We start from the raw sequence: 21891 nt of genomic DNA on the forward strand, positions 1-21891 counted from the left end.
GAGGAACTGCCCGGGCCCGGAAGCAGTGCCTACGAGCTGCTGGACGGGCTGGGAACCAGCGGGGGCGCGCGGGCGTTGCTGGTGTTCGGATCGAATCCGGTGGTGTCCGCGCCGCGTTCGGCGCATGTCGAGCGGCGGCTGGAGGCGTTGGACCTGCTGGTGGTGGCCGATTTCGTGCCCTCGGAGACGGCGGAGATGGCCGATGTCGTGCTTCCGGTGACCCAGTGGGCCGAGGAGGAGGGCACCATGACCAACCTGGAGGGCAGGGTGCTTCGACGACGCGAGGTGCTGCCCCCTCCGGGAGAGGCCAGGTCGGATCTGGAGGTGCTGCACGGACTGGCCGTACGACTCGGCCAGGACCCGGCACGTTTCCCGACCCACGCCCCGAGCGTCTTCGACGAGCTGGCCCGGGCCTCGGCCGGGGGCCCCGCCGACTACTCCGGCATCACCTACCAGCGGCTCGACGCCGGTGAGCAGTTGCACTGGCCCTGTCCACGCGGCACCGGCGAGTCCCCTCACCCCGGCACCCCGCGTATGTTCCTGGACTCCTTCGCGCATCCGGACGGCAGGGCCCGCTTCGTCGCGGTCGACTGGTCCCCCACGGCGGGGGTCGGCGAACGGCAGCCCCCGCTGGTGGCGACCACCGGCAGGATCATGGAGCAGTACCAGACCGGGGTGCAGACGCGCCGGGTGCACGAGCTCTCCGCCTCCGCTTCCGAGGGGTTCGTCCGGCTGCATCCGGACGTGGCGGCGCGGGCGGGTGTCTCCCAGGACCAGCGAACCGTGATCCGTTCGGAGTACGGGGAGGTGCGGGCCCGGGCGGAACTGGACGAGTCGATCCGGCGGGACACGGTGTTCCTGCCGATCCACTACGGCGGTGGGGAAGGCGCGAACCTGCTCACCGGACCGGACACCGACCCGAGCAGCGGCATCCCCGAGTTCAAGGTCTGTCCCGTCTCGATCACCGCCGAGGAGGCATCCGGATGCGCCGAGTCGTGATCATCGGACACGGACCGGCCGGACACCGGCTCGCCGAACGGCTGGGCACGGCCGAGGACACGCGGGTGACCGTGGTGGGCGCACGGCCGGAGGGCCCCTACGACCCCGGGCTGGGGCTGGCGGCGTTGACCACGGAACTCTCCCTGGATCTGCTCGCCCTTCCGGAACACGACCAGCGGGTACGCACCGTCGCCGCCCGCGCCGTCTTCCTGGACCGGCTCCACCGCGTCGTCCTCACCGAGGACGGAGGCCGACATCCCTACGACACGGTGGTGTTGGCCACGGGGGCACACCGCGAACACCCCGACGTCCCGGGGGCCTACGAGGCGGGGGGACGTCCCGCCGCCGGTGTGTGGCACGTGGACTCCCCACGGGACTGCGTGGGGATGCGCACCGCGCTCACTCCGGGGGCGGCGGTGGCCGTGTTCGGTGCGGACCTGACGGCGGTGGAGAGCGCCCACGCGCTGGCCGTGCACGGACACCACGTCACCCTGGTCCACCAGGACACTCGCCTGATGAGCGGGGAACTCGATCCGGGTGCCTCGGCGGCGGTTGCCCGGCGGCTCCGCGAGGTCGGAGTGGAGCAGCACTGGGGCGCGGTACCGGTGGAACTGCGGTCGGGACAACTGGTGCTGCGTGAGGGGGAACCGGTGCCGGCCGAGGCGTTGCTGCTGTGCACCGGAACGCGCCCGAACACGGAGCTGGCCCTGGCGGCGGGCCTGGAGGTCGGCGACACCGGTGTTCGGGTGGACGAGCGCCTGCGCAGCAGTGATCCCCGTGTTCACGCGATCGGGTCCTGCGCGGCGACGAGCGGAACGGGGTGGTGCACCCTCAGCGCCGCCCGTCGTCAGGCCGAGACCCTCGCCGAGATCCTCACCACCTCGCCCGAACGCCGGTACCGGCACACCGAGATCGTCCGGGCCCGGGGAGACGGTCTGGATCTCGTCGCGCTCGGACCGGTCGAGCTGCTCGCGGGAAACACCGCCGGAGTCGACCACGTGGCGTTCAACGATCCGCGTCGGCACCGCTACGCACGACTGGCCCTGAGCGGCGACCGGCTGCTCGCGGCGAACCTGGTGGGACTGCGGGAGGCCGGTGCCGAACTCAGCAGGGTCCACGAGGCCGGATCCCCCGTTCTCTCGAACCGTTTCGCGCCGTTGTTCGGCATCGCCGCCGCCGGCGGCGGAGCGGTTTCCGAAGCGGTGGTCTGCCACTGCAACAACGTCTCCGAGACGGCACTGCGCACGGCTTTCCGGCAGGGGGCCCGGGACGTCCCCGCCCTGGCCGCGGCCACGCGTGCCACCACGGGATGCGGCAGCTGCGCCGACGACGTGCGTCGGCTCTGCGCGGCGCTGCAACGAGACCGGATTTCCGAAGTCACCGAGGACAGCGATGTCCCTTCCGAGGAGGACGCGGCATGAGCAACACACTCGTCGTCATCGGCCACGGAATGGTCGGACACCGGCTGGTCGAGGAAGTACGGGAACGCGACCACGCCGGGCACTGGCGGATCGTGGTCCTCGGGGAGGAACCGAGTCCGGCCTACGACCGGGTCGGGTTGTCCACCTATCTGAAGGGAACCACGGCCGAGGAACTGAGTCTGACGGGAGCCGAGGTACGTGCTGATCCCCGCGTCTCGTTACGCACCGGAGTGGGAGCCGCTCGGGTGAACCCGAACGAGGCCACGGTACTCACCACCGAGGGCGAAACTCTCCATTACGACGCGTTGGTGCTGGCTACGGGATCGCGTCCCTTCGTTCCTCCCGTACGGGGAAGCGATCTTCCCGGCTGCCACGTGTACCGCACCCTGGAGGACCTGGACGGTATCCGCGCCGCCGCCGAACCCGGCACGAACGGAGTGGTCGTGGGGGGCGGACTCCTGGGGCTGGAGGCCGCCGACGCGCTGCGGGGACTGGGCATGCACGCGCACGTGGTCGAGGTGGCTCCCCGGCTGATGCCCGTTCAGGTCGACGAGGGCGGCGGAGCCGTGCTCGCCCGTCTCGTCGAGGAACTGGGACTGCGGGTACACACCGGCACGGCCGTGGAGAGCGTGTGGCGAAACGAGCGCGGCGTGGTCTCGGGGGTGTCGCTGACGGACGGAACCGCGATCGACACCGGGATGCTGGTGTTCTCGGCCGGCATCCGCCCCCGGGACGAGCTGGCCGGACCCGCCGGGATCGAGGTGGGCGAGCGCGGCGGTTTCCTGGTGGACCCGAGCTGCCGCACCAGCCAGGCGGGCATCTGGGCCGTCGGCGAATGCGCCGCCGTGCGGGGACGCTGTCACGGTCTGGTGGCTCCCGGCTACCAGATGGCCACGGTGGTCGCCGAGCAGTTGACCGGTGGTGGGGAAGCCGAGTTCGAGGGCGCCGACAGCGCGACCAAACTGAAACTGGTCGGGGTGGACGTGGCCAGCTTCGGCGACGCGCACGGAACCTCCGAGGGAGCGCTGGAGGTGACCTACGCCAACAACGCCGCGGGCACCTACGCCAAGCTGGTGCTCGACGACGACGCCTCCACCCTGTTGGGCGGAGTGCTGGTCGGCGACGCGAGCACCTACACCACCCTGCGTCCCCTGGTCGGTCGGCCGCTGCCCGCCGCCCCGGAGGAGTTGCTGTTTCCCGGTTCCTCCCCGGGAGGCGTCGGCGCGGGGGCCCTGCCGGGCGAGGCCACGGTGTGTTCCTGCCACAACGTGAGCAAGAACGACATCACGGCCGCGATCTCGGCGGGTTCCGCCGAGGACGTGGCCGGACTCAAGGCCTGCACCAAAGCGGGAACCGGCTGCGGCTCGTGCGTGCCGATGCTGAAGACCCTGCTCGACGAGGCCGGGGTGGTCACCTCGAACGCGCTGTGCGAGCACTTCCCGCAGTCCCGCTCCGAGCTGTTCGAGATCGTGCGGGCCACCGGGATCGGCTCGTTCTCGGAGCTGATCTCGCGCTACGGCACGGGACGGGGCTGTGACATCTGCAAACCGGCCGTGGCCTCCGTGCTGGCCGGTCTGAGTGGTTCGCACATCCTCGAGGAGGAGCAGGCCACCCTGCAGGACACCAACGACCGCTTCCTGGCCAACATGCAACGCAACGGCACCTACTCCGTGGTGCCCCGTGTCCCCGGTGGGGAGATCACTCCGCAGAAACTGATCGTGCTGGGGGAGGTGGCCGAGGAGTTCGGGCTCTACACCAAGATCACCGGTGGTCAGCGGGTCGACATGTTCGGCGCCCGGGTGGAGCAGCTGCCCGAGATCTGGCGCAGGCTCGTCGAGGCCGGTTTCGAGTCGGGCCACGCCTACGGTAAGGCGCTGCGCACGGTGAAGTCCTGCGTGGGCACCGACTGGTGCCGTTTCGGTGTCCAGGACTCGGTGAGCATGGCCATCCGGCTGGAACTGCGCTACCGCGGACTGCGGGCCCCACACAAGATCAAGGCCGGTGTCTCCGGCTGCGCCCGGGAGTGCGCCGAGGCCAGGTCCAAGGACTTCGGCGTGATCGCCACCGAGAGGGGCTGGAACCTCTACGTCGGCGGCAACGGGGGGTTCAGTCCACGTCACGCGGAACTGTTGGCCTCCGACCTGGATGACGAGGAACTGATCAGGATCCTGGACCGTTTCCTGATGTTCTACGTGCGCACCGCCGAGCGGTTGCAGCGCACGGCGGGCTGGATCGAGTCGTTCGAACACGGTCTGGACCACGTGCGGGAGGTGGTGGTGCGGGACTCGCTCGGGATCGCCGCCGACCTGGAGGAGGCCATGAGCCGACACATCAGTGACTACACCGACGAGTGGGCCGCCGTGCTGCGGGACCCGGACAAGCTCTCCCGGTTCGTCTCGTTCGTCAACGCCCCACAGGCACCCGATCCGACGATCGAGTTCACCGAGCAGCGGGGGCAGATCCGTCCCGCTCCGGTCATGCTCCCCGTTCCCACCACGGAGCGCTCCGGGCTCGTCTCCGAGGAGGTGTCGGCGTGAACTGGCATCGCGTCTGCGCTGATTCCGCGTTGCCCACCGATTTCGGTATGGCCGCTCTCGTGGCCGGGCACACCGTGGCGTTGTTCCGCACCGCCGAGGACGAGCTCTACGCGGTGGGCAACGTGGACCCGTTCAGCGGAGCGGGAGTGATCAGTCGCGGCATCGTCGGCGACCGCGCGGGAGAGCCCACGGTGGCCTCCCCCATGCACAAACAGGTGTTCTCGCTGCGCAGCGGAGAGTGCCTGGACGAACCGACGCGACGACTGCCCACCTACCCGGTACGTCGCCGGGAGGGTGTGATCGAGATCGGACTGTCGTGAACGAATCCACAGCTCCCGTCGGAAAGGACGCCGCCAGGGTGGCCATCTCCCCGGCGGCCTCCGCCGCGTGTCCGCCCTCCCTGCTGGTGGTGGCGCACGGTAGCCGGGATCCGCGTGCGGGCGAGACGGTGGAACGCCTGGCCGGTGCCGCCGCCGAGACACTCCGGGTGCGGCACCGGGTCGCCAACGTGGACGTGACCGGCCCCACCGTCGCGGAGGCCCTGGACGAACTACCCGGGCCCGTGGTGGCCGTGCCCGCCTTTCTGTCCTCCGGCTATCACGTGCGCACGGACCTGCCCGCCCAGCTGGCGACGCACGGTCACGCCGAGGTCGCGGTGTCCGAGCCGCTGGGACCTGCCGAGGAGCTGGTCGGGGTGATGGTGCGCGGACTCGGCCGGATCGGGTGGTGTCCCGGTGATCCGGTGGTGTTCGCCGCGGCGGGCTCGGCCGATCCCGCCGCGCTGGCCGACGTGCGGGACATGGCCGCGGCGTTGGGTGCCCGGGTTCATCCGCGGGGCGAGCCGCTGCGACCCACCTACGTCACCTCGGCGGAACCACGGACGAGCGCGGTGTGCGCGGCGGGCGGGTACGGCCCGCGCGCGTTCGTGGCCCCCTACCTGTTGGCGCCCGGACTCTTCCACCGGTGGCTGTCGGAGCTGCCCAGCGCCGGAGTCGCCGCTCCCCTGGGGGAGGACCGGGAGGTGGCACGGCTGGTGGTGCGTCGCTACCGGGCCGCGCTGGCACGCCTGCCGTGGCGGTACCGGTAGGCTCCCCCGCACGTGTGGTCACGGAGACGGGAGCCGACAGCATCGCTCTTCCGGAACGAGGCTCCCGTTCACGCCGCGAAAAACCGCTAAGTTTGCGCGAACGTGTACACACGGGGGTTCGTTTCCCCCTCCCCTGCCTTGAAGGCGCATATAGGACAAGCGTACTGTTTAAACTGAGGGTCCGCGCGCACGAACCACGTGCGCGAGACTTCGTCGGACCCCGTGCGGTTCCCGAACTTGCGCACGCCCGTCACGAGATGGAGTGAAACGTGACTGCACCTGTGAGCAAGGACAGCTTCGGCGCCCGCGACACGTTGCGTGTCGGCGACTCCTCCTACGAGGTCTTCCGACTCGACGCCGTCAGCGGAGCGCAGCGGCTGCCCTACAGCCTCAAGATCCTGTTGGAGAACCTGCTGCGCACCGAGGACGGGGTGAACATCACCGCCGACCACGTGCGCGCCCTGAGCAACTGGGACCCCCGGGCCGAACCGGACACCGAGATCCAGTTCACCCCCGGCCGGGTGATCATGCAGGACTTCACCGGCGTCCCCTGCGTGGTTGACCTGGCCACCATGCGGGAGGCGGTCGTCGAACTCGGCGGTGAGGCCTCCGCCGTCAACCCGCTCGCCCCGGCCGAACTGGTCATCGACCACTCGGTGGTCATCGACGTCTTCGGCAAGCCCGACGCGTTCGAGCGCAACGTCGAGTTCGAGTACGGCCGCAACAAGGAGCGCTACCAGTTCCTGCGGTGGGGTCAGAACGCCTTCGACGAGTTCAAGGTCGTCCCGCCCGGAACCGGCATCGTCCACCAGGTCAACATCGAGCACCTCGCCCGGGGCGTGATGGCCCGCAACGGGCAGGCCTATCCGGACACCTGTGTGGGAACCGACTCGCACACCACCATGGTCAACGGCCTCGGCGTGCTCGGCTGGGGCGTCGGCGGCATCGAGGCCGAGGCCGCCATGCTGGGCCAGCCCGTCTCGATGCTCATCCCGAAGGTCGTCGGCTTCAAACTGACCGGCGAGATCCCCCCGGGAGCCACCGCCACCGACGTGGTGCTGACCATCACCGAGATGCTGCGCAAGCACGGCGTGGTTGGCAAGTTCGTCGAGTTCTACGGTTCCGGAGTGGCCTCGGTTCCCCTGGCCAACCGCGCCACGATCGGCAACATGAGCCCCGAGTTCGGCTCCACGGCCGCGATCTTCCCGATCGACGAGGAGACCGTCCGCTACCTCCGGCTCACCGGTCGGCCCCAGGAGCAGCTCGACCTGGTGGAGAGCTACGCTAAGGAACAGGGCCTGTGGCACGACCCGGACCACGAGCCCGAGTACTCCGAGTACCTGGAGCTGGACCTGTCCACCGTGGTCCCCTCCATCGCCGGGCCGAAGCGGCCGCAGGACCGCATCGCCGTCTCCGAGGCCAAGAGCTCCTTCCGCGGCTCGCTCAAGGAGTACGTCTCGGTCAGCTCCGACGACAGCGCCCTGGACGAGGCCGGCCAGGAGTCCTTCCCCGCCAGTGACGCCCCGGCGGTGACCCACCACGACGAGGGCGGCAGGCCCAAGCTCTCGGCCGCCAACGGCTCCGACGGGCGGGTCTCCAACCCGGTGCGGATCTCCTCGCCCGAGCTCGGGGAGTTCGAGCTCGACCACGGCGCCGTGGTGATCGCCTCCATCACCTCCTGCACCAACACCTCCAACCCCTCGGTGATGCTGGGCGCGGCGCTGCTCGCCCGCAACGCCGTGGACAAGGGGCTGCAGACCAAGCCGTGGGTCAAGACCTCGATGGCCCCCGGCTCGCAGGTGGTCACCGACTACTTCGAGAAGGCCGGCCTGTGGCCCTACCTGGAGAAACTGGGCTACCACCTGGTCGGCTACGGATGCACCACCTGCATCGGCAACTCAGGGCCCCTGCCCCAGGAGATCTCGCAGGCGGTGCAGGACAACGACCTGTCGGTGGTCTCGGTGCTGTCCGGTAACCGGAACTTCGAGGGCCGGATCAACCCGGACGTCAAGATGAACTACCTCGCCTCGCCGCCACTGGTCATCGCCTACGCGCTGGCCGGCTCGATGGACTTCGACTTCGCCAACGACCCCCTCGGTCACGACACGGCGGGCAACCCGGTCTACCTGAGCGACATCTGGCCGAGTCCCCAGGAGATCCAGCAGACCATCGACTCGGCGATCACCCAGGAGATGTTCACCAGCGACTACTCCGACGTGTTCACCGGGGACAAGCGCTGGCGGGAGCTGCCCACTCCCGAGGGCGAGACCTTCGAGTGGGACGAGAACTCCACCTACGTCCGCAAACCTCCCTTCTTCGAGGGCATGGGGCTGGAACCGGAGCCGCTCACCGACATCTCGCGGGCCAGGGTGCTCGCGCTGCTCGGCGACTCGGTGACCACCGACCACATCTCCCCGGCCGGCGCCATCAAGCCGGACTCCCCCGCGGGTCGGTACCTGCAGGAGCGCGGCATCGAGCGCAAGGACTTCAACTCCTACGGCTCGCGGCGCGGCAACCACGAGGTGATGATCCGGGGCACCTTCGCCAACATCCGGCTGCGCAACCTGCTGCTCGACGACGTGCAGGGCGGTTACACCCGTGACTTCACCCAGCCGGGCGGGCCGCAGGCGTTCATCTACGACGCCGCGCAGAACTACGCCGCGCAGAACACCCCGCTGGTGGTGCTCGCGGGCAAGGAGTACGGCTCCGGCTCCTCCCGTGACTGGGCAGCCAAGGGAACGGCCCTGCTCGGGGTGCGTGCCGTGATCGCCGAGTCCTTCGAGCGCATCCACAGGTCCAACCTGATCGGTATGGGCGTCATCCCGTTGCAGTTCCCGGCCGGAAGCACGGCCCGCTCGCTCGGGTTGGACGGCACCGAGCACTACGACATCAACGGGATCACCGCGTTCAACAGTGGAGAGATCCCCTCCACCGTGCGGGTGACAGCCACCAAGGAGGACGGCTCGACCGTCGAGTTCGACGCCGACGTCCGCGTGGACACCCCCGGTGAGGCGGAGTACTACCGCAACGGCGGCATTCTGCAGTACGTGCTGCGGAACATGGTCACTTCCTGACCCTTCCCTCACGACTGCCCGTACGGCACCGTGGCCCATGTTGTGGACCACGGTGCCGTACTATGTTTCTTAGGACTAGGATCCGGGGCGGGCTTTGCCTCCGTTGACCATACGACTCACTCGGACAGGTGAGAACGGGCACAGTTTCCGTCCACGCGCATCACCTCCGCACGAGTCGCACGTCTCCCGCATGGAGGTGTGATCATGACGACCGAACTCAAGCATCACTGGCAGCCCGCCGAGCGGCAACGTCACGCCATCGCGGGGCCGCTGCCGGGCGGCAGACAGCACGGCGAGGGGGAGACCCTCGACACCCTCTGCGGCAGACGTGTCGTGGCCGCCGAGTCCAACGAGCTCAACTGGCTCTGGCCCACCTGTGACGACTGCATGGAGGTCGCCAAGGAACGGGTCGGGGCCAAGGCATGAGCCCTGTCGCGCTCGTCCGCCGTCGTCCGGGGGGACGATGGTGGTTCCGACGGCGGACCCGCCCGTCCCCCGCGCCCCACCGGCCCGGCCCGTGCCGGGCCGGGAACGGACAGCAGCCCGGCGGCATCCCGGGGCGCTGCCAGGGCCCCGGAAACGCTCAGCTCGCCCTCGCCAGGGCCACGGCGAAGTCCCGATCCCGGTCGGTGTACCAGTCGACCAGCTCGAAACCCGCCTCGTGGAGTTCCGTGCGCACCCCCGAGTACCGGAACTTCGCCGATATCTCCGTTTCGATCTCCTCGCCGGCGGACAGCTCGACCGCGAGGGCCGCCTCGTCCAGCCACACCCGCATCGCACGGGGTGAACGCAACGAGATCTCGACACGCTCCCGCCGCCCGTCGTAACGGGCACAGTGCACGAACTCCTCGACCGGGAAGTCCGCCCTCAGCCCATGGTTGAGCACGTGCAGCACGTTCCGGTTGAACTCGGCGGTGACGCCCGCGCCGTCGTCGTAGGCCCTGCGCAACCGCTCCGGGTCCTTGACCAGGTCGGTGCCCAGCAACAGCCACTCCCCACCGTCGAGCGCCCCACGCACCTGCCGCAGGAAACGATCCCGCTGCCACGGCTCCATGTTGCCGATGGTCCCGCCGAGCAGTGCGATCATCCTGGTGTCCGCTCGGGGAAGCACCTCCAGTGTGGTCTCGAAATCTCCCACCACCGCGTGTAGGTCGACCTCCGGATAGTCCACCGAGAGTCGGGACAGCGCCCCGCGCAGGGCGGCGTGCGAGACGTCGGAGGGGACGAAACACTCCAGGGTGCCGTTCTTGCGCAGGGCGTCCAGCAGCAGAACCGTCTTGGACGACGAGCCGGAACCCAGCTCCACCAGGGAGTCCACTCCGGTTCTCTCCGCGATGTCGGGCGCGTACCGCTCCAGGATCCGGTACTCCGCTCTGGTCTGGTAGTACTCGGGCAGCTCGGTGATGCGTTCGAACAGGTCACTGCCACGTGCGTCGTAGAACCACTTCGGCGGCAGCCACTTGGGGGAGGCGGTGAGCCCCGCGCGTGCGTCAGCCACCAGTTCCCGCGTGGTGTCCACCTCGGCGCGGTAGTCCCGCAGTTCCACTCGACTCATCGGATTACCCGCTCTCCGGTTCGGGGGTTTCGAACAGTGCGGTACGGCTCGTCGTCACGCGGTCGGCCACCACCAGACAGCCGTCCGGGACGGATTCCCAAGGGGGATGCTCCGCGCCCGCGTGCACCTCCCCCAGCACCGTCGGGGGAAGCTCGAAGGGTTCCGAGGCCACCAGCACCGCCTCGGCGGTACGGCACACGGACAACGAGTGGGTCCAGGTGGTGGCGATCAGCGTGTTCCCGTCGGTCAGCAGCAGGTTCATCCGCGCGTCGGGAACGGCGGTGACCACCTCGACCAGGGTGTCGCGTACCGCGTCGGCCGGGGGGCTTCCCTCCGCCATCCGGTGCCGCAGCAACGCCCACACCAGCGCGGAGTCCACCGGTGCCTCCAACTCGGCCAGTTCGGTACTGTCCAGCTTGTCCACGAGGTCGGCCAGCGAGTGCGGCCACCCCGGAACCCGGCCGTTGTGGCTGAACAGCCAGGGACCGGCGGTGAACGGTGCGCACGCGGTGTGCACCACCGGCGTGGACCGGCTCGCGGAACGAACCGCCCCGACCACGGCACCGGCGGCCACGCTCTCGGCCACGGCGGGGAGGTTGTCGTCGGCCCACATGGGCCCGGCGGCCCGGTAACGCTTCGGCACCGGGGTGGCCGGTTGGTACCAGCCGACCCCGAAGCCGTCCACGTTGACCGTCCCTCCCCCACGCATGTCGTTCGGTGCCCAGCTCTGTTCGAGCAGTGAGTGGGCCGGACGCAGCAGCAGCTCGTCCAGTCCCACCGGGGATCCCAGATAACCGACGTGACGGCACATTCGTGGTGGTCCGATCAGTCCAGTTCGGCGCGTGAGGGAGTACGCGCGCAGCGGAAACCGGCGAAAATCTGACGACGGACGGGAAAGTCCCAGTTCCGGAACGTCGCCCTGCAGGCGGCCGGATCGGTTCCGAACGAACCGCCGCGCAGCACCTTGTACGAGGGACCGAAGAAGACCTCGGAGTACTCCCGGTACGGAAAGGCCTCGAATCCGGGGTAGGGGGCGAAGTCCGTGGCGGTCCACTCCCAGACGTCCCCGATGAGCTGCCCCACCCCGGCGGGGGAACGTCCCTCGGGGAAGGCCCCCACCGGGGCGGGACGCAGGTGCCGCTGCCCCAGGTTGGCGTGGTGGGGCTCCGGTGCGGCGTCCCCCCACGGGTAACGCCTCGACCGCCCGCTGCGGGGGTCGAACCGGGCGGCCTTCTCCCACTCGGCCTCGGTCGGGAGTCGTTTTCCGGCCCAGTTCGCGTACGCCAGGGCCTCGTGGAAACTGACGTGCATCACCGGTTCCCGCGCCGGGACCGGTTCCACCCGACCGAACCTGCGCCGCATCCAGACGTCGCCGCTACGTCGCCAGAACAGCGGCGCCTCCAGACCGGCGTGCCGGAGATACCGCCAGCCCTCCTCGCTCCACCAACGCGGTTGTTGATACCCCCCGCTGTCGACGAAGCGGAAGAAGTCCGCGTTGGTCACCGGGTGGGCGTCGATGAGGAAGTCGTCCACGTGCACCCGGTGGGCGGGGCGTTCGTTGTCCAGCGCCCAGGGCTCCTCGGAGGTTCCCATCGTGAAGCTCCCCGCCGGGATCAGCACCTCCCCGGAGGTCTCCGTGCCCTCCGGCGGCGCGGGTGGATCCGGAGCGTGGAGCACGGGATCCCCCCGGCGCAGCTGGTGGGTGGCCAGCATGGTCTCGTCGTGCTGCTGTTCGTGTTGCACGATCATGCCGAACGCGAAGGCGTTGTCGACCAGTCTGCGGCCCCGCAGCGGCACCCGCTCCAGCACGTCGTGGACCTTGTCCCGGACGGTGGCCACGTACTGTCGGGACTCGTCGGGCCCCAACAGCGGCAGTTCGGGACGTTCGGCGCGGGCGTGTTGGAAGGCGTCGTAGAGATCGTCGATGTCCGGGCGCAGCGCGCGTCTGCCACCGACGTCGCGCACCAGCCACTGTTCCTCCTGGCTGCCGACGTGGGCGAGGTCCCACACCAGGGGCGACATCAGCGGAGAGTGCTGTTTGACCAGTTCCTCGTCGTCCACCACGTCGGTCAGTGCCGCGCTGCGCCGACGGGTTCTGTCCAGTTCGACCGCCACGCGCTCGCGCAGCTCCTCCGCGGAGAGATCGACGATTTCCGGTCCGAGCGTGCTCACCAGTGTTCTCCTTCCGTGTCCCCCGACTGCCGCCGTCCGTGGTCGAGTCGCCCGTGCACGAAGGTGTCCACCCGCTCGGCCAGTCCCTCGGGCGCGTCCGGCGCGGCCTCCAGACATCGGCAGGCCAGGTCGAACACCGCGGCGGCGGCGCGGGCGAGTTCCGGGTTCCGCAGACCGTCCCGCGCGGCGGGGATCCAGCTATGGGCCACGGCCGCGGTCTCCTCGAGTACCTTGTCCACGACCGTCTCCGAACGGAACAACGCCGCCAACGCGGCCACCGGCACCATCCACCGGTCCCCCGGTTGGGCGTCGATGTAGCGGACCTCCAGGTACCCGCGCGGACGTACGGGAGGAAACATCGTGCTCAGGTGGTAGTCGAGGTCCTGCCGGTCGGGAGCGTCTCCGAACGCCCCCGCGATCCACTCCGCGAAGCTCGCTCCGCACGGCGGGGTCCAGTCCCCGTTCTCGCGGCGCCGACACACCACCGGGGCGTCGAGCGCGTAGCGGGCCCAGTCCAGAGCCGGATCGGTGCTCGTCGGTGCGGGCGAGGTCCGTGGCGGATCGGTGTGCAGCAGGCACCGGGCCCGTGCGGAGGCCCACCCGGTCTCCCGCCCCAGAGACAGCCGGGAGTTGGCGAACACGGCGGTGAACACGGGGCCCAACGCGTGCAGGGCCTGCCACCTGGCGGCCACTCTGGCCGGCTCCCCCGCGTCCAGGCACACCTGCACCCCAGCGGTGTTGCACATCATGCGTTTACCGGCGCTGCCGATCCGGTTGAAGGAGTGTTCCATCGCCGCGTAGCGCGGTGAGTTCAGCAGTCTGCGCGGAGTGCGCCACGGGTCCAGACCGTGGTCTCCGAGCACGAGCCCGGCACGGCCGAGCAGGTCCCGGGTGTGGGCCGTGTCGGTGGACACCGTCCGGAACAGCTCGGTCATCGACGCGTGTACCGGGCTGGATATCTCGACCTGGCCTCCCGGTTCGACGGTGATCCTCGACCCGCCGGGCAGTTCGCGGTGCGGACTGTCCGGGTTCAGGGTCGGTGGGGCGTAGGGTCCCAGGGCTCTGGTGAGGGTGTCGGGGCAGAGGGGGCGTCGGGGGTCGCACGCGTGGTGCACGGTCCATTCGAGTTCGGTTCCCAGCAGCCGCGGAGGGCCGTGCTTGAAACACACCGAGGCCACGTAGGCCTCGGCCTCGGCACGGCTCCGCAGACGCGAGGTGGGCACCTCGTGGGTGTCCGGTTCTGTGTCGGTTCCACCGAGGGTCGACACGGCCACGTTCATCACCGCCTGTGTCCGCTCGTGTCCGTTGACGCTACCGGTGATCGGCTCGGCACGCACCACTTGCACCGCACCTTCGGGTGCTGGTATATGAGAGCGACCCCGAGGACTGCCGGGAGAACTCACAAAACGTACGTACGGATTGCGGTTGCCCCGTCGGACTGCGACGATCAGCCCATGCCTCGTGTCAGCTCGGATCATCTGCAGGCCAGACGCCGCCAGATCCTGGACGGCTCCCGGGCCTGCTTCGCACGGCACGGCTACGAGGGCGCCACCGTGCGCAGGCTCGAGGAAGCCACCGGGCTCTCCCGTGGCGCCATCTTCCACCACTTCAAGGACAAGGAGTCCCTCTTCCTCGCCTTGGCCGAAGACGACGCGGAACGGATGGCCGATGTGGTCGCCCAGCAGGGGTTGGTCCAGGTGATGCGTGACCTGCTCTCCGATCCGCACGGTCGCCAGGGCTCGGTGCCGGGGGCGGAGTGGCTCGGTACCAGGCTGGAGGTCTCACGCAGACTCCGCACCGACGCCGAGTTCCGCAGTCGCTGGGCCCAGCGTTCGGAGCAGTTGACCGCGGCCACGCGGGAACGTCTCCGACGCCAGCGCCGCTCCGGCAACCTCCGGGACGACGTGGACGTCGACGTGCTCACCGCCTACCTCGAACTGGTGCTGGAGGGGCTGGTGTCCCATCTGGCCATGGGGTTTCCCGCCGACGACCTCGACCCGGTACTGGACCTCGTCGAGGAGAGCGTCCGCCGCCACCGCAACGGGTGATCCGTGATCCTCGGCTCATCGGGCTCCGAGGCGGGAGTGTGTGCGATGCCGTGGCGGAACGTGCGGCGTAATCTCGCCACCGGCCCGTCGACATCCCCGGAAGAGACCTTCCGGAACACGGCTACGCGGAGGAGCGCATGTGGGGCGAGTGGTGGAACCGCTTCGTCGCCTCGGATCCCGCTCTCCGCCGGCTCCGCACCGCCGTGCGGGTGAGCTGTTCGGTCGCCCTGACGCTGTTGGTGCTGCTGCCCGTGCTCCCCCTGCTCGGTCAGTCACCGTCGAACGCGCTGATCGGCGCGGTCGTGGCCATCCAGTCCTCGGTGGCGGTCAACGACACGACCCAGCGCCAGCGGCTGGTGACGACCCTGCTCATGCCGATACCGGCCACGGCCAGTCTGGCCGTGGCCACGGTCAGCCAACCTCTTCCCGCGCTCAAGGTGGCACTGTTCCTCGTGGTCATCTTCGTGGCCACCTACATCCGCCGTTTCGGAGCCCGCTACTTCGCCCTGGGATTCGTCGGCTTCTTCGGCTACTTCTTCGCGATGTTCCTGCGCCCCACCCTGGAGCAGATCCCCGCCATGGCCCTGTCCGCCGTGTGCGGGGCGTTGGCGGCGTGTCTGCTGCGGTTCGTGCTGCTGCGCGACGATCCCCAGGGAGTGCTGGAACGCGGTAGGCGCACCATGCGTGCCCACGTGCACTCCCTGCTGCACGCGGTCCGCGAGCTGGCCGAGAACCCGAACTCGGTCAGGCACCGCCGCGCGCTGCAGACGCACTCCGTCCGGCTGAACGAGACGGCTCTCATGCTGGAGGGTGTGCTCGAACAGCTGCCCGGCCTCGACGAACGCAGGCGCGCACTGCTGCGCCAGCGGCTGCTGGAGGTTGAGCTGGCCGCGGAGAACCTGCTCACTCCCCTGACACGGTCCTTCGACGATCCGGAGAACAACGGGGCGGTGCCCGCCCTGGCACCGCTGCTGGACGTGCTGCGCACCGACCCGGCGGAGTTCCGTTCGGTGAGCCGTCGGGTCGCCGAGGACTTCGAACGTCAGGGTTCGGTCGAGCTGGCGATGACGGTGCGCAGACTCGGCTCGGCGATGACGGAGCTGGCCCAGGCGACCTCCGAACTCGGTGAGGACGGTGCGGAGGAGGTCGACGAGGAGCCCCCACCGGCCCGACAGCAGGAGACGGACCAGCAGGAACGCGTCGACCAGGACACCGGGCTGCGCCGCCCCGAGGTCCGTGTCGCCGCCCAGGCGACCTGCGCGGCGGCGCTGGCCATCGTGGGGGGCCAGTTCGTCTCCCCGAACCGCTGGTACTGGGCGGTGATCACCGCCTTCGTCGTGTTCATCAGCGTGAACAGCCGGGGCGAGCTGCTCGTCCGGGCCTGGCAGCGCACGGCGGGAACCGTTTTCGGGGTGCTCGCCGGGATCCTGGTGGCCTCCCAGGTGACCGGCCACCCGGTCACCGAGCTCGTCCTGGTGCTGTGCTGCCTGTTCCTCGCCTTCTACTTCCTCGGCTACTCCTACTCGGCCCTGACCTTCTTCGTCACCACCACGCTGGGGATCCTCTACGGCATTCTCGGCACGTTCTCCGCGTCGGTGCTGGGTACCCGCCTCGTGGAGACGGCAGTGGGAGCGGCGGCGGGAGTGTTGGCGGCGGTGCTGGTGCTGCCGACGAGCACCCGCACCGTGGTAAGCGCCCGTTCGCGGGAGTTCCTGCTCACCCTGCGGGACCTGTTGCGCCGAGCCGGGGACGAGACCGCCCACCAGGGCACGGTCACCGCCTTCCACGAGGACGCCCGCGAGTTGGACGGCAAGCTGCAACAGCTGCGCACCAGCGCACGCCCGCTGACGGGGGCGTTGTTCCGCTCCCGGGGAAGCAGGCTGCAACGCGAGCTGATCGTGGGTACCGGCTGCGCCTACTACGTCCGCAACCTGGCGGTGCTGCTCGAACACACCGTGGAGATGACCGACGAGGACACCCGCCACAGGCTCGCCGAAGCCCTGTGGGCCCTGGCCGCCTGCGCCGAGGCGCTGACCGACGAGGGGGACCGCCCCTTCGGGGAGACCTCGCGGGCGTTGCGCCCCTGTCTCGAATCCCTGCACGACATCGCCGAGGCCCTGCCCACCGGCCCCACCTCGCTGCACCGGACGATCAACCTGCTCGACCGGATCGGACAGACCCTGCACGACCTCGCCCACGAGTTCGGCCGCGTCCCTCGGCGGGAGAGCGGGACAACGGCAGCGGGGTGAGCGAACGCCGCCGCGACACCGACATCCCCTCCGTCGAGGACCACGGATCCCGCGTCGGACAGCATAATGCGGTCATGCACGACATCGAACGGCGAATGGCGCTGCGCTTCCACGCGGACTCGATCTCCGCCGGGACACACGTCAACATCTCGGCCATCCGCGACGGGGGAGGCGGCTGTCTGTGGCTGGCCGGGGACGAGACACCGAGCGTGGAGCGCATGAGCGTCACGGTGGGGGACCACGCGGACTCCTACGGAGCCCAGCGCACCTTTCGCCTGGCCGATCTCGTCCCGCTGCCCGGGGACGAGGACGCCGAGGCCGACATCGAGGGACTGGGCTACGACGGAAGCTGGCTGTGGGCCGTGGGGTCACACAGCCTGGTCCGCAAGAGAATCAAGGCCAAGCACGACGACACCAAGGCCGTGAAGAGACTGACCAAGGTGCGTGACCGGCCGAACCGCCACATCGTGGCTCGACTGGCCGTGGAACACGACCGCGGGGGGCTGCCCCACGTGGTGCGGGAGAGCACCGACGGGAGACGTTCGGCGGTGTTGGGAGCCCGGCGTGGGGACAGCCTCACCGAGGCCCTCGCCACCGACGCCCACCTCAGCCCCTTCCTCCGCATCCCGGCCAAGGAGAACGGGTTCGACGTGGAGGGGATCGCCGTCAAGGGCCGGCACCTGTTGCTGGGCCTGCGCGGTCCGGTACTGCGTGGTTGGGCCGTGGTGCTGGAGATCGCGCCCCTGGAGGGATCCCGCACCGGCGAGCTCGTGTTGGACAGGTTCGGCGGGTCCCGTTACCGCAAGCACTTCCTCGACCTGGGCGGGTTGGGAGTGCGGGACCTGTGTCCGCAGGGGGACGACCTGCTGGTTCTCGCCGGTCCGACGATGGAGCTGGACGGGCCGGTGCGGGTGCACCGCTGGAAGGACGCGCTCCACACCGAGGAGCCCTCCGTGCTGCGGGCCGACCGACTGCCGGTGGAGGTGGAGCTGCCGCACGGCGAGGGAAACGACCACGCGGAGGGAGTCTCGGTGGTCTCCGAGTCGGACGGGGACAAGCTGTTCGTCGTCTACGACAGTCCGGCCGAGCACCGGCTGCGCGAGACCGACACCGTGTTCGGCGACATCGTCGCCCTGCCCTGAGGCTCCGGGATCCCGCCCCGTCACGGACGCGTTCGGACCCGGCGGCGCACGGGCCGCCCGTCCCCGACGGGACGGCCCGTGCCGAAGCGGATCAGTTGACCCCGTGCATGTCATGCACCGGACTGGTGATCACAGGTAGTCCGTTCTGTAAACAAGGTGTTCGTACCGGTCGGCGTGACCGTTCGGCAGGCGTACTTCCCGCTGCGAGGTACCGCACGTCGGATGCACGGTCTCATTGATTTTCCAGACTTCGAATCCGGTCCGATGTACCACTTTGCCCGCACGGAGCATAACTTTCTGACCAGCAGATATCTTCGGCGAGGTCCAAGAGGTGCGCGTAGTGGTGGACCATGTGACATCGAAGCCCACTTCGGCACTGACCTTGCCGTTTCCCACCCCACTCGAAGTCGACACCGTGTTGGAAACGGTGACGGACTTGGAAAGCTGGCCCTGACCGGGCCCTCTGAATTCGACCATCCAGTCCGGATGGTCGGGCCAGATCTCGTGACTCCCCAGCGAGTGGGGATTGCGGACCTCCAGATGCGAAAGACAAAGCGGTGGGGAGCCTTCGCGGCTCCGCCCGGAGCGGCCACAGCGTTCGCCGCGGCACTGAGCATCCCCAGAACAACGATCCCGAAAAAAGCGGCAAGAGATCGCAGAACTCTCTTCAGACCCAAAGATCACTCCTTGTTCCCATGATCAAGTGTCTTGCACAGGTTATGCGGCGAAACCCTCGAAGATCGACATTCGATAAAGCAGGTCACGCGTTATCAGGACGGAAGAATCCCCACAGCCAGTCAGCCACGACGCCTTCCCCGGCTGTCGAAACAACAGCGGGCACGACCGTCACCACGCGATCAGCAGTCGGTGACGGCCGTGCCCGTCAGTACCAGGAGCCTTGGAGCGAACCACACTCACACTGCTTCGGCTTCGGCGCGGTTTCCACCGCCCCGGACACCCGACAGCATCCGTACGGTCCGACTTCCTCCACGATCGGCGCTACAGCACGCCATGCATGTACTTCTTGATCAAAGGAACCATCAGCGCGAGCAGGACGCCCAGAAAGACGGTGACCAGCCCGACACCACCGAAGTACAGGTTCTGGTGCTGGTCCGAGTACAACTTCGTCACCTGCGCGGCCACACCCTGTCCCAGAGCGGGGGCCAGGAAGTACAACCCCATGGTCTGCGAGGAGAAGGCCTCGGGGGCCAACTTGGTGGTCGCCGAAAGCCCCACCGGGGAGAGCATGAGCTCACCGATGGTCAGCAACACGAACACGAACCCGATCATGAACGGGTTGAGCAGTCCCTCCTCGTTGGTGAACAGGCTGGAGAACACCACCCACAGGAAGGCGAGCCCCACGAAGACCAGGCCACCCACGAACTTGCCCGGGGTACTCGGCTGCCGTGGTCCGAGCTTGGTCCACATCACGGCGAAAAGCGGGGCCAGAATGATGATGCTCAACGGATTGATCGACTGGAACCATCCCACCGGGAACTCGTGGCCGAACACGGTGGTGTCCGTCTGGAAGTCGGTGACCACCACCAGCGTCGCGGCCTGCTGTTCGAACAGCAGGAAGAAGACGGCCGTGGCCAGGAAAAGCGGGATGTACGCGATCAAGCGGTCCCGCTCCGTCCTGGTGATCTGGTTACTTCTGAACATCACCACGAAGTACGCGACAGGCAGTACCATCGAGATGCCGGTGATGGTGTTGATCAAACCCGGGATACCCCACAGGAAGACGGTCCCCCCGAGCACGACCAGAATCAACACGGTGATGAGCGTGACCCTCGTCAGGATCGTGTTCCTGCGATCGGCGGGCAGCGGGTTGACCGGTTGGCGCCCCGCCTCGCCGAGACGGCCACGTCCGAGAACGTACTGGACCAGGCCGAGGGCCATCCCGACGGCGGCCGCGCCGAAGCCCCAGTGGAAACCGATGCCGGTCTGCAGGGCCGGAGTCAGGATCTGGCTGATGAAGGCACCGAGGTTGATGCCCGTGTAGAAGATCGAGAATCCGGCGTCGCGCCGTGTGTCCTCCTTGTCGTAGAGGCCGCCCACCACGTTGGACACGTTCGGCTTCAACAGACCGCTACCGATCGTGATGAGGCCGAGCCCCACTCCCAGCGCGGTGAGACCACCGGGTGCGGCCATGGCGACGTGCCCGAACATGATCAGCACGCCGCCGTAGAAGATGGCACGTTGCGACCCGAGAACGCGATCGGCCAACCAGCCACCGGCGACGCCGGTCAGATACACCGAGGATCCGTATGCCAGGACCAACGGCACCGCGATGGTGTTCTTGTCCAGGCCCAAACCGCCCTCGGCGACCGCCGTGTACAGGTAGAGGGCGAGGATGGCGCGCATCCCGTAGTAGGAGAAGCGCTCCCACATCTCGGTGAAGAACAACGTCGACAGCCCGGGGGGTTGCCCGAGGAACCCTTTTCCGCGTGGGTCGTTCGTAACCGTGGAGGTGTTCACGATCACGTCCTCTCGTACGCATGGCACGGCGGCTGTAGCCACCTGGTAACTTGCGGGAGGGTACGCGTTTAGTAACAGGACACAAGTATCGGGTCCCTCGTACGTGTGACCTCTTCCCCGAAAAATACTTCACACAGTATTCCCATTCCGTGTTCGGTCACGCTTGTAGCACGGCCGCTCACTCCGGGCTTCCGCGGACACGCCGCCTCCCGTCCGATCGGATAGGCTGGCCGGGCGAACCTCCTCGATTCCGGCGCCACACGGAGAGACGAATGGAACTGCTGCCCGCCCACCGGTTGGCCATGCGCGAGTTCGACCGGCGTGTCCGGCAGACGACAGTCGACCAGCTGGACAACCCCACCCCGTGCAGCGAGTGGAACGTCCGTGACCTGCTCAATCACCTGATCAGCGAACAACTGTGGGCTCCTTGGCTGCTGGAGGGACACACCCTGGCCCAGGTGGGCGACCGTTTCGACGGCGACCACGTCGGCCGAAACCCGCGACAGGCCTGGGAAAAGGCCAGCTCGGCCGCACGGGCCGCCTGGGACGCCGCCTCCCTCGACGGACGCGTGCACGTGACCGGCGGAACCATTCCCACCGAGGAGTACGGCTGGCAGATGACCATGGACCTGGCCGTGCACGCCTGGGACCTGGCCACGGGCATCCACGCCGACACCCGACTGGATCCCGAGCTGGTCGAGGCCGTCTACGCGGTGTTCGAACCGCAGCGGGAGGCGCTACGCCATGCGGGGGTGTTCGCCGCCCCCGAACAGCTGCCCGACACGGCCGACCAGCAGAGCAGACTGCTCGCCCTGGTGGGCAGGAGGCCCTGAGCGGGCCGAACGTCCGTGCGGAGGCCGGGAGGTTCCGCCTTCCGGGAAGGAAAACCGTTCCAGTCGGGCGGATATTCCCGTCACAGCCTCGCCCACACCACCGGTGCCGACGCTAGAATGTGCCAGCAGAGGGCTCTCGCTCGCACCCGTGCCGTACTGGTCGAAGCGGCCCCGCGGTGGAGCGCGGCACCCGTGAGTATCCGGAGGAGGGACAACCCCAAGTGCCCGAGGCGCACTCGACCGACGACAGTACCGGGCCGGGTCGAAGACCCGGCGAACCTGTCAGCCCGCGGCTA

The 21891-nt window shown here is 68.8% G+C and carries 17 protein-coding genes; 11 read left to right on the forward strand and 6 right to left on the reverse strand.

From position 1 onward, the window contains the following. From ACTMO_RS20855 to ACTMO_RS0109535, 7 genes are all read left to right on the forward strand, one after another. A partial coding sequence (locus ACTMO_RS20855; protein ID WP_019854455.1) for a molybdopterin oxidoreductase family protein occupies window positions 1-999 on the forward strand: 999 nt, incomplete at its 5' end. Next, window positions 984-2420: an FAD-dependent oxidoreductase gene (locus ACTMO_RS0109510; RefSeq protein ID WP_019854456.1), complete on the forward strand. Its 1437-nt coding sequence runs from the start codon at window positions 984-986 to the stop codon at window positions 2418-2420. The genes ACTMO_RS20855 and ACTMO_RS0109510, both read left to right, overlap by 16 nt. Next, window positions 2417-4957, forward strand: coding sequence for a nitrite reductase large subunit NirB (nirB, locus tag ACTMO_RS0109515; RefSeq protein ID WP_019854457.1), 2541 nt, complete (start codon window positions 2417-2419; stop codon window positions 4955-4957). Before ACTMO_RS0109510 ends, nirB begins: the two co-directional genes overlap by 4 nt. After that, a complete protein-coding gene (gene nirD, locus ACTMO_RS0109520; RefSeq protein ID WP_019854458.1) occupies window positions 4954-5277 on the forward strand; it encodes a nitrite reductase small subunit NirD in 324 nt (107 codons plus the stop codon). The genes nirB and nirD overlap by 4 nt, the downstream gene beginning before the upstream one ends. Next, a complete protein-coding gene (locus ACTMO_RS0109525; RefSeq protein ID WP_019854459.1) occupies window positions 5274-6044 on the forward strand; it encodes a sirohydrochlorin chelatase in 771 nt (256 codons plus the stop codon). The genes nirD and ACTMO_RS0109525 overlap by 4 nt, the downstream gene beginning before the upstream one ends. A 269-nt stretch (window positions 6045-6313) precedes the next feature. After that, on the forward strand, window positions 6314-9118 hold the full coding sequence (locus ACTMO_RS0109530) for an aconitate hydratase (protein WP_026449046.1): 2805 nt from the start codon (window positions 6314-6316) through the stop codon (window positions 9116-9118). A 204-nt stretch (window positions 9119-9322) separates the two neighbouring features. Next, the gene (locus ACTMO_RS0109535; protein ID WP_019854461.1) at window positions 9323-9544 is read left to right on the forward strand and encodes an HC3 family zinc finger protein; all 222 of its coding nucleotides are present in this window, start codon (window positions 9323-9325) and stop codon (window positions 9542-9544) included. A gap of 157 nt (window positions 9545-9701) precedes the next feature. On the opposite strand, the gene egtD is transcribed toward ACTMO_RS0109535, so the two are convergent. From egtD to egtA, 4 genes are read right to left on the reverse strand one after another with little or no spacing between them, the layout of a single operon-like run. Then, window positions 9702-10673, reverse strand: a complete 972-nt coding sequence (egtD, locus tag ACTMO_RS0109540; RefSeq protein ID WP_026449047.1) for an L-histidine N(alpha)-methyltransferase — start codon at window positions 10671-10673, stop codon at window positions 9702-9704. Between the two features lie 4 nt (window positions 10674-10677). Continuing rightward, entirely contained in the window at window positions 10678-11484 is an 807-nt protein-coding gene (gene egtC / locus ACTMO_RS0109545; RefSeq protein WP_019854463.1) for an ergothioneine biosynthesis protein EgtC, read from the reverse strand. Between the two features lie 14 nt (window positions 11485-11498). Beyond that, window positions 11499-12845: an ergothioneine biosynthesis protein EgtB gene (egtB, locus tag ACTMO_RS0109550; protein ID WP_019854464.1), complete on the reverse strand. Its 1347-nt coding sequence runs from the start codon at window positions 12843-12845 to the stop codon at window positions 11499-11501. Further along, complete coding sequence (gene egtA, locus ACTMO_RS0109555; protein WP_245556100.1) at window positions 12842-14191, reverse strand: ergothioneine biosynthesis glutamate--cysteine ligase EgtA; 1350 nt, start codon at window positions 14189-14191, stop codon at window positions 12842-12844. The genes egtB and egtA overlap by 4 nt, the downstream gene beginning before the upstream one ends. A 108-nt stretch (window positions 14192-14299) precedes the next feature. On the opposite strand from egtA, the gene ACTMO_RS0109560 reads away from it, so the two are divergent. The 3 genes from ACTMO_RS0109560 to ACTMO_RS0109570 all read left to right on the forward strand — a co-directional run bounded on the left by ACTMO_RS0109560 (window position 14300) and on the right by ACTMO_RS0109570 (window position 18284). Next, window positions 14300-14893, forward strand: coding sequence for a TetR/AcrR family transcriptional regulator (locus tag ACTMO_RS0109560; RefSeq protein ID WP_019854466.1), 594 nt, complete (start codon window positions 14300-14302; stop codon window positions 14891-14893). A 137-nt stretch (window positions 14894-15030) separates the two neighbouring features. Further along, complete coding sequence (locus tag ACTMO_RS0109565; protein ID WP_019854467.1) at window positions 15031-17142, forward strand: FUSC family protein; 2112 nt, start codon at window positions 15031-15033, stop codon at window positions 17140-17142. Between the two features lie 74 nt (window positions 17143-17216). Continuing rightward, on the forward strand, window positions 17217-18284 hold the full coding sequence (locus tag ACTMO_RS0109570; protein WP_026449048.1) for a DUF3616 domain-containing protein: 1068 nt from the start codon (window positions 17217-17219) through the stop codon (window positions 18282-18284). Window positions 18285-18413: 129 nt separating this feature from the next. Here the strand turns inward: ACTMO_RS0109570 and ACTMO_RS22925 are convergent, their stop codons facing one another. Both ACTMO_RS22925 and ACTMO_RS0109575 read right to left on the reverse strand, forming a co-directional pair. Continuing rightward, window positions 18414-18761 carry a hypothetical protein gene (locus tag ACTMO_RS22925; RefSeq protein ID WP_157062855.1) on the reverse strand — a complete coding sequence of 116 codons (348 nt, stop codon included), beginning with the start codon at window positions 18759-18761 and terminating at the stop codon, window positions 18414-18416. 522 nt (window positions 18762-19283) lie between these two features. Further along, a complete protein-coding gene (locus ACTMO_RS0109575) occupies window positions 19284-20768 on the reverse strand; it encodes a peptide MFS transporter (RefSeq protein WP_019854469.1) in 1485 nt (494 codons plus the stop codon). Window positions 20769-21034: 266 nt separating this feature from the next. On the opposite strand from ACTMO_RS0109575, the gene ACTMO_RS0109580 reads away from it, so the two are divergent. Next, window positions 21035-21595: a TIGR03086 family metal-binding protein gene (locus tag ACTMO_RS0109580; RefSeq protein WP_019854470.1), complete on the forward strand. Its 561-nt coding sequence runs from the start codon at window positions 21035-21037 to the stop codon at window positions 21593-21595. Window positions 21596-21891 lie beyond the last annotated feature (296 nt).

The sequence above is a fragment of the Actinopolyspora mortivallis DSM 44261 genome, assembly GCF_000384035.1.
Taxonomy (GTDB): Bacteria; Actinomycetota; Actinomycetes; order Mycobacteriales; family Pseudonocardiaceae; genus Actinopolyspora; species Actinopolyspora mortivallis.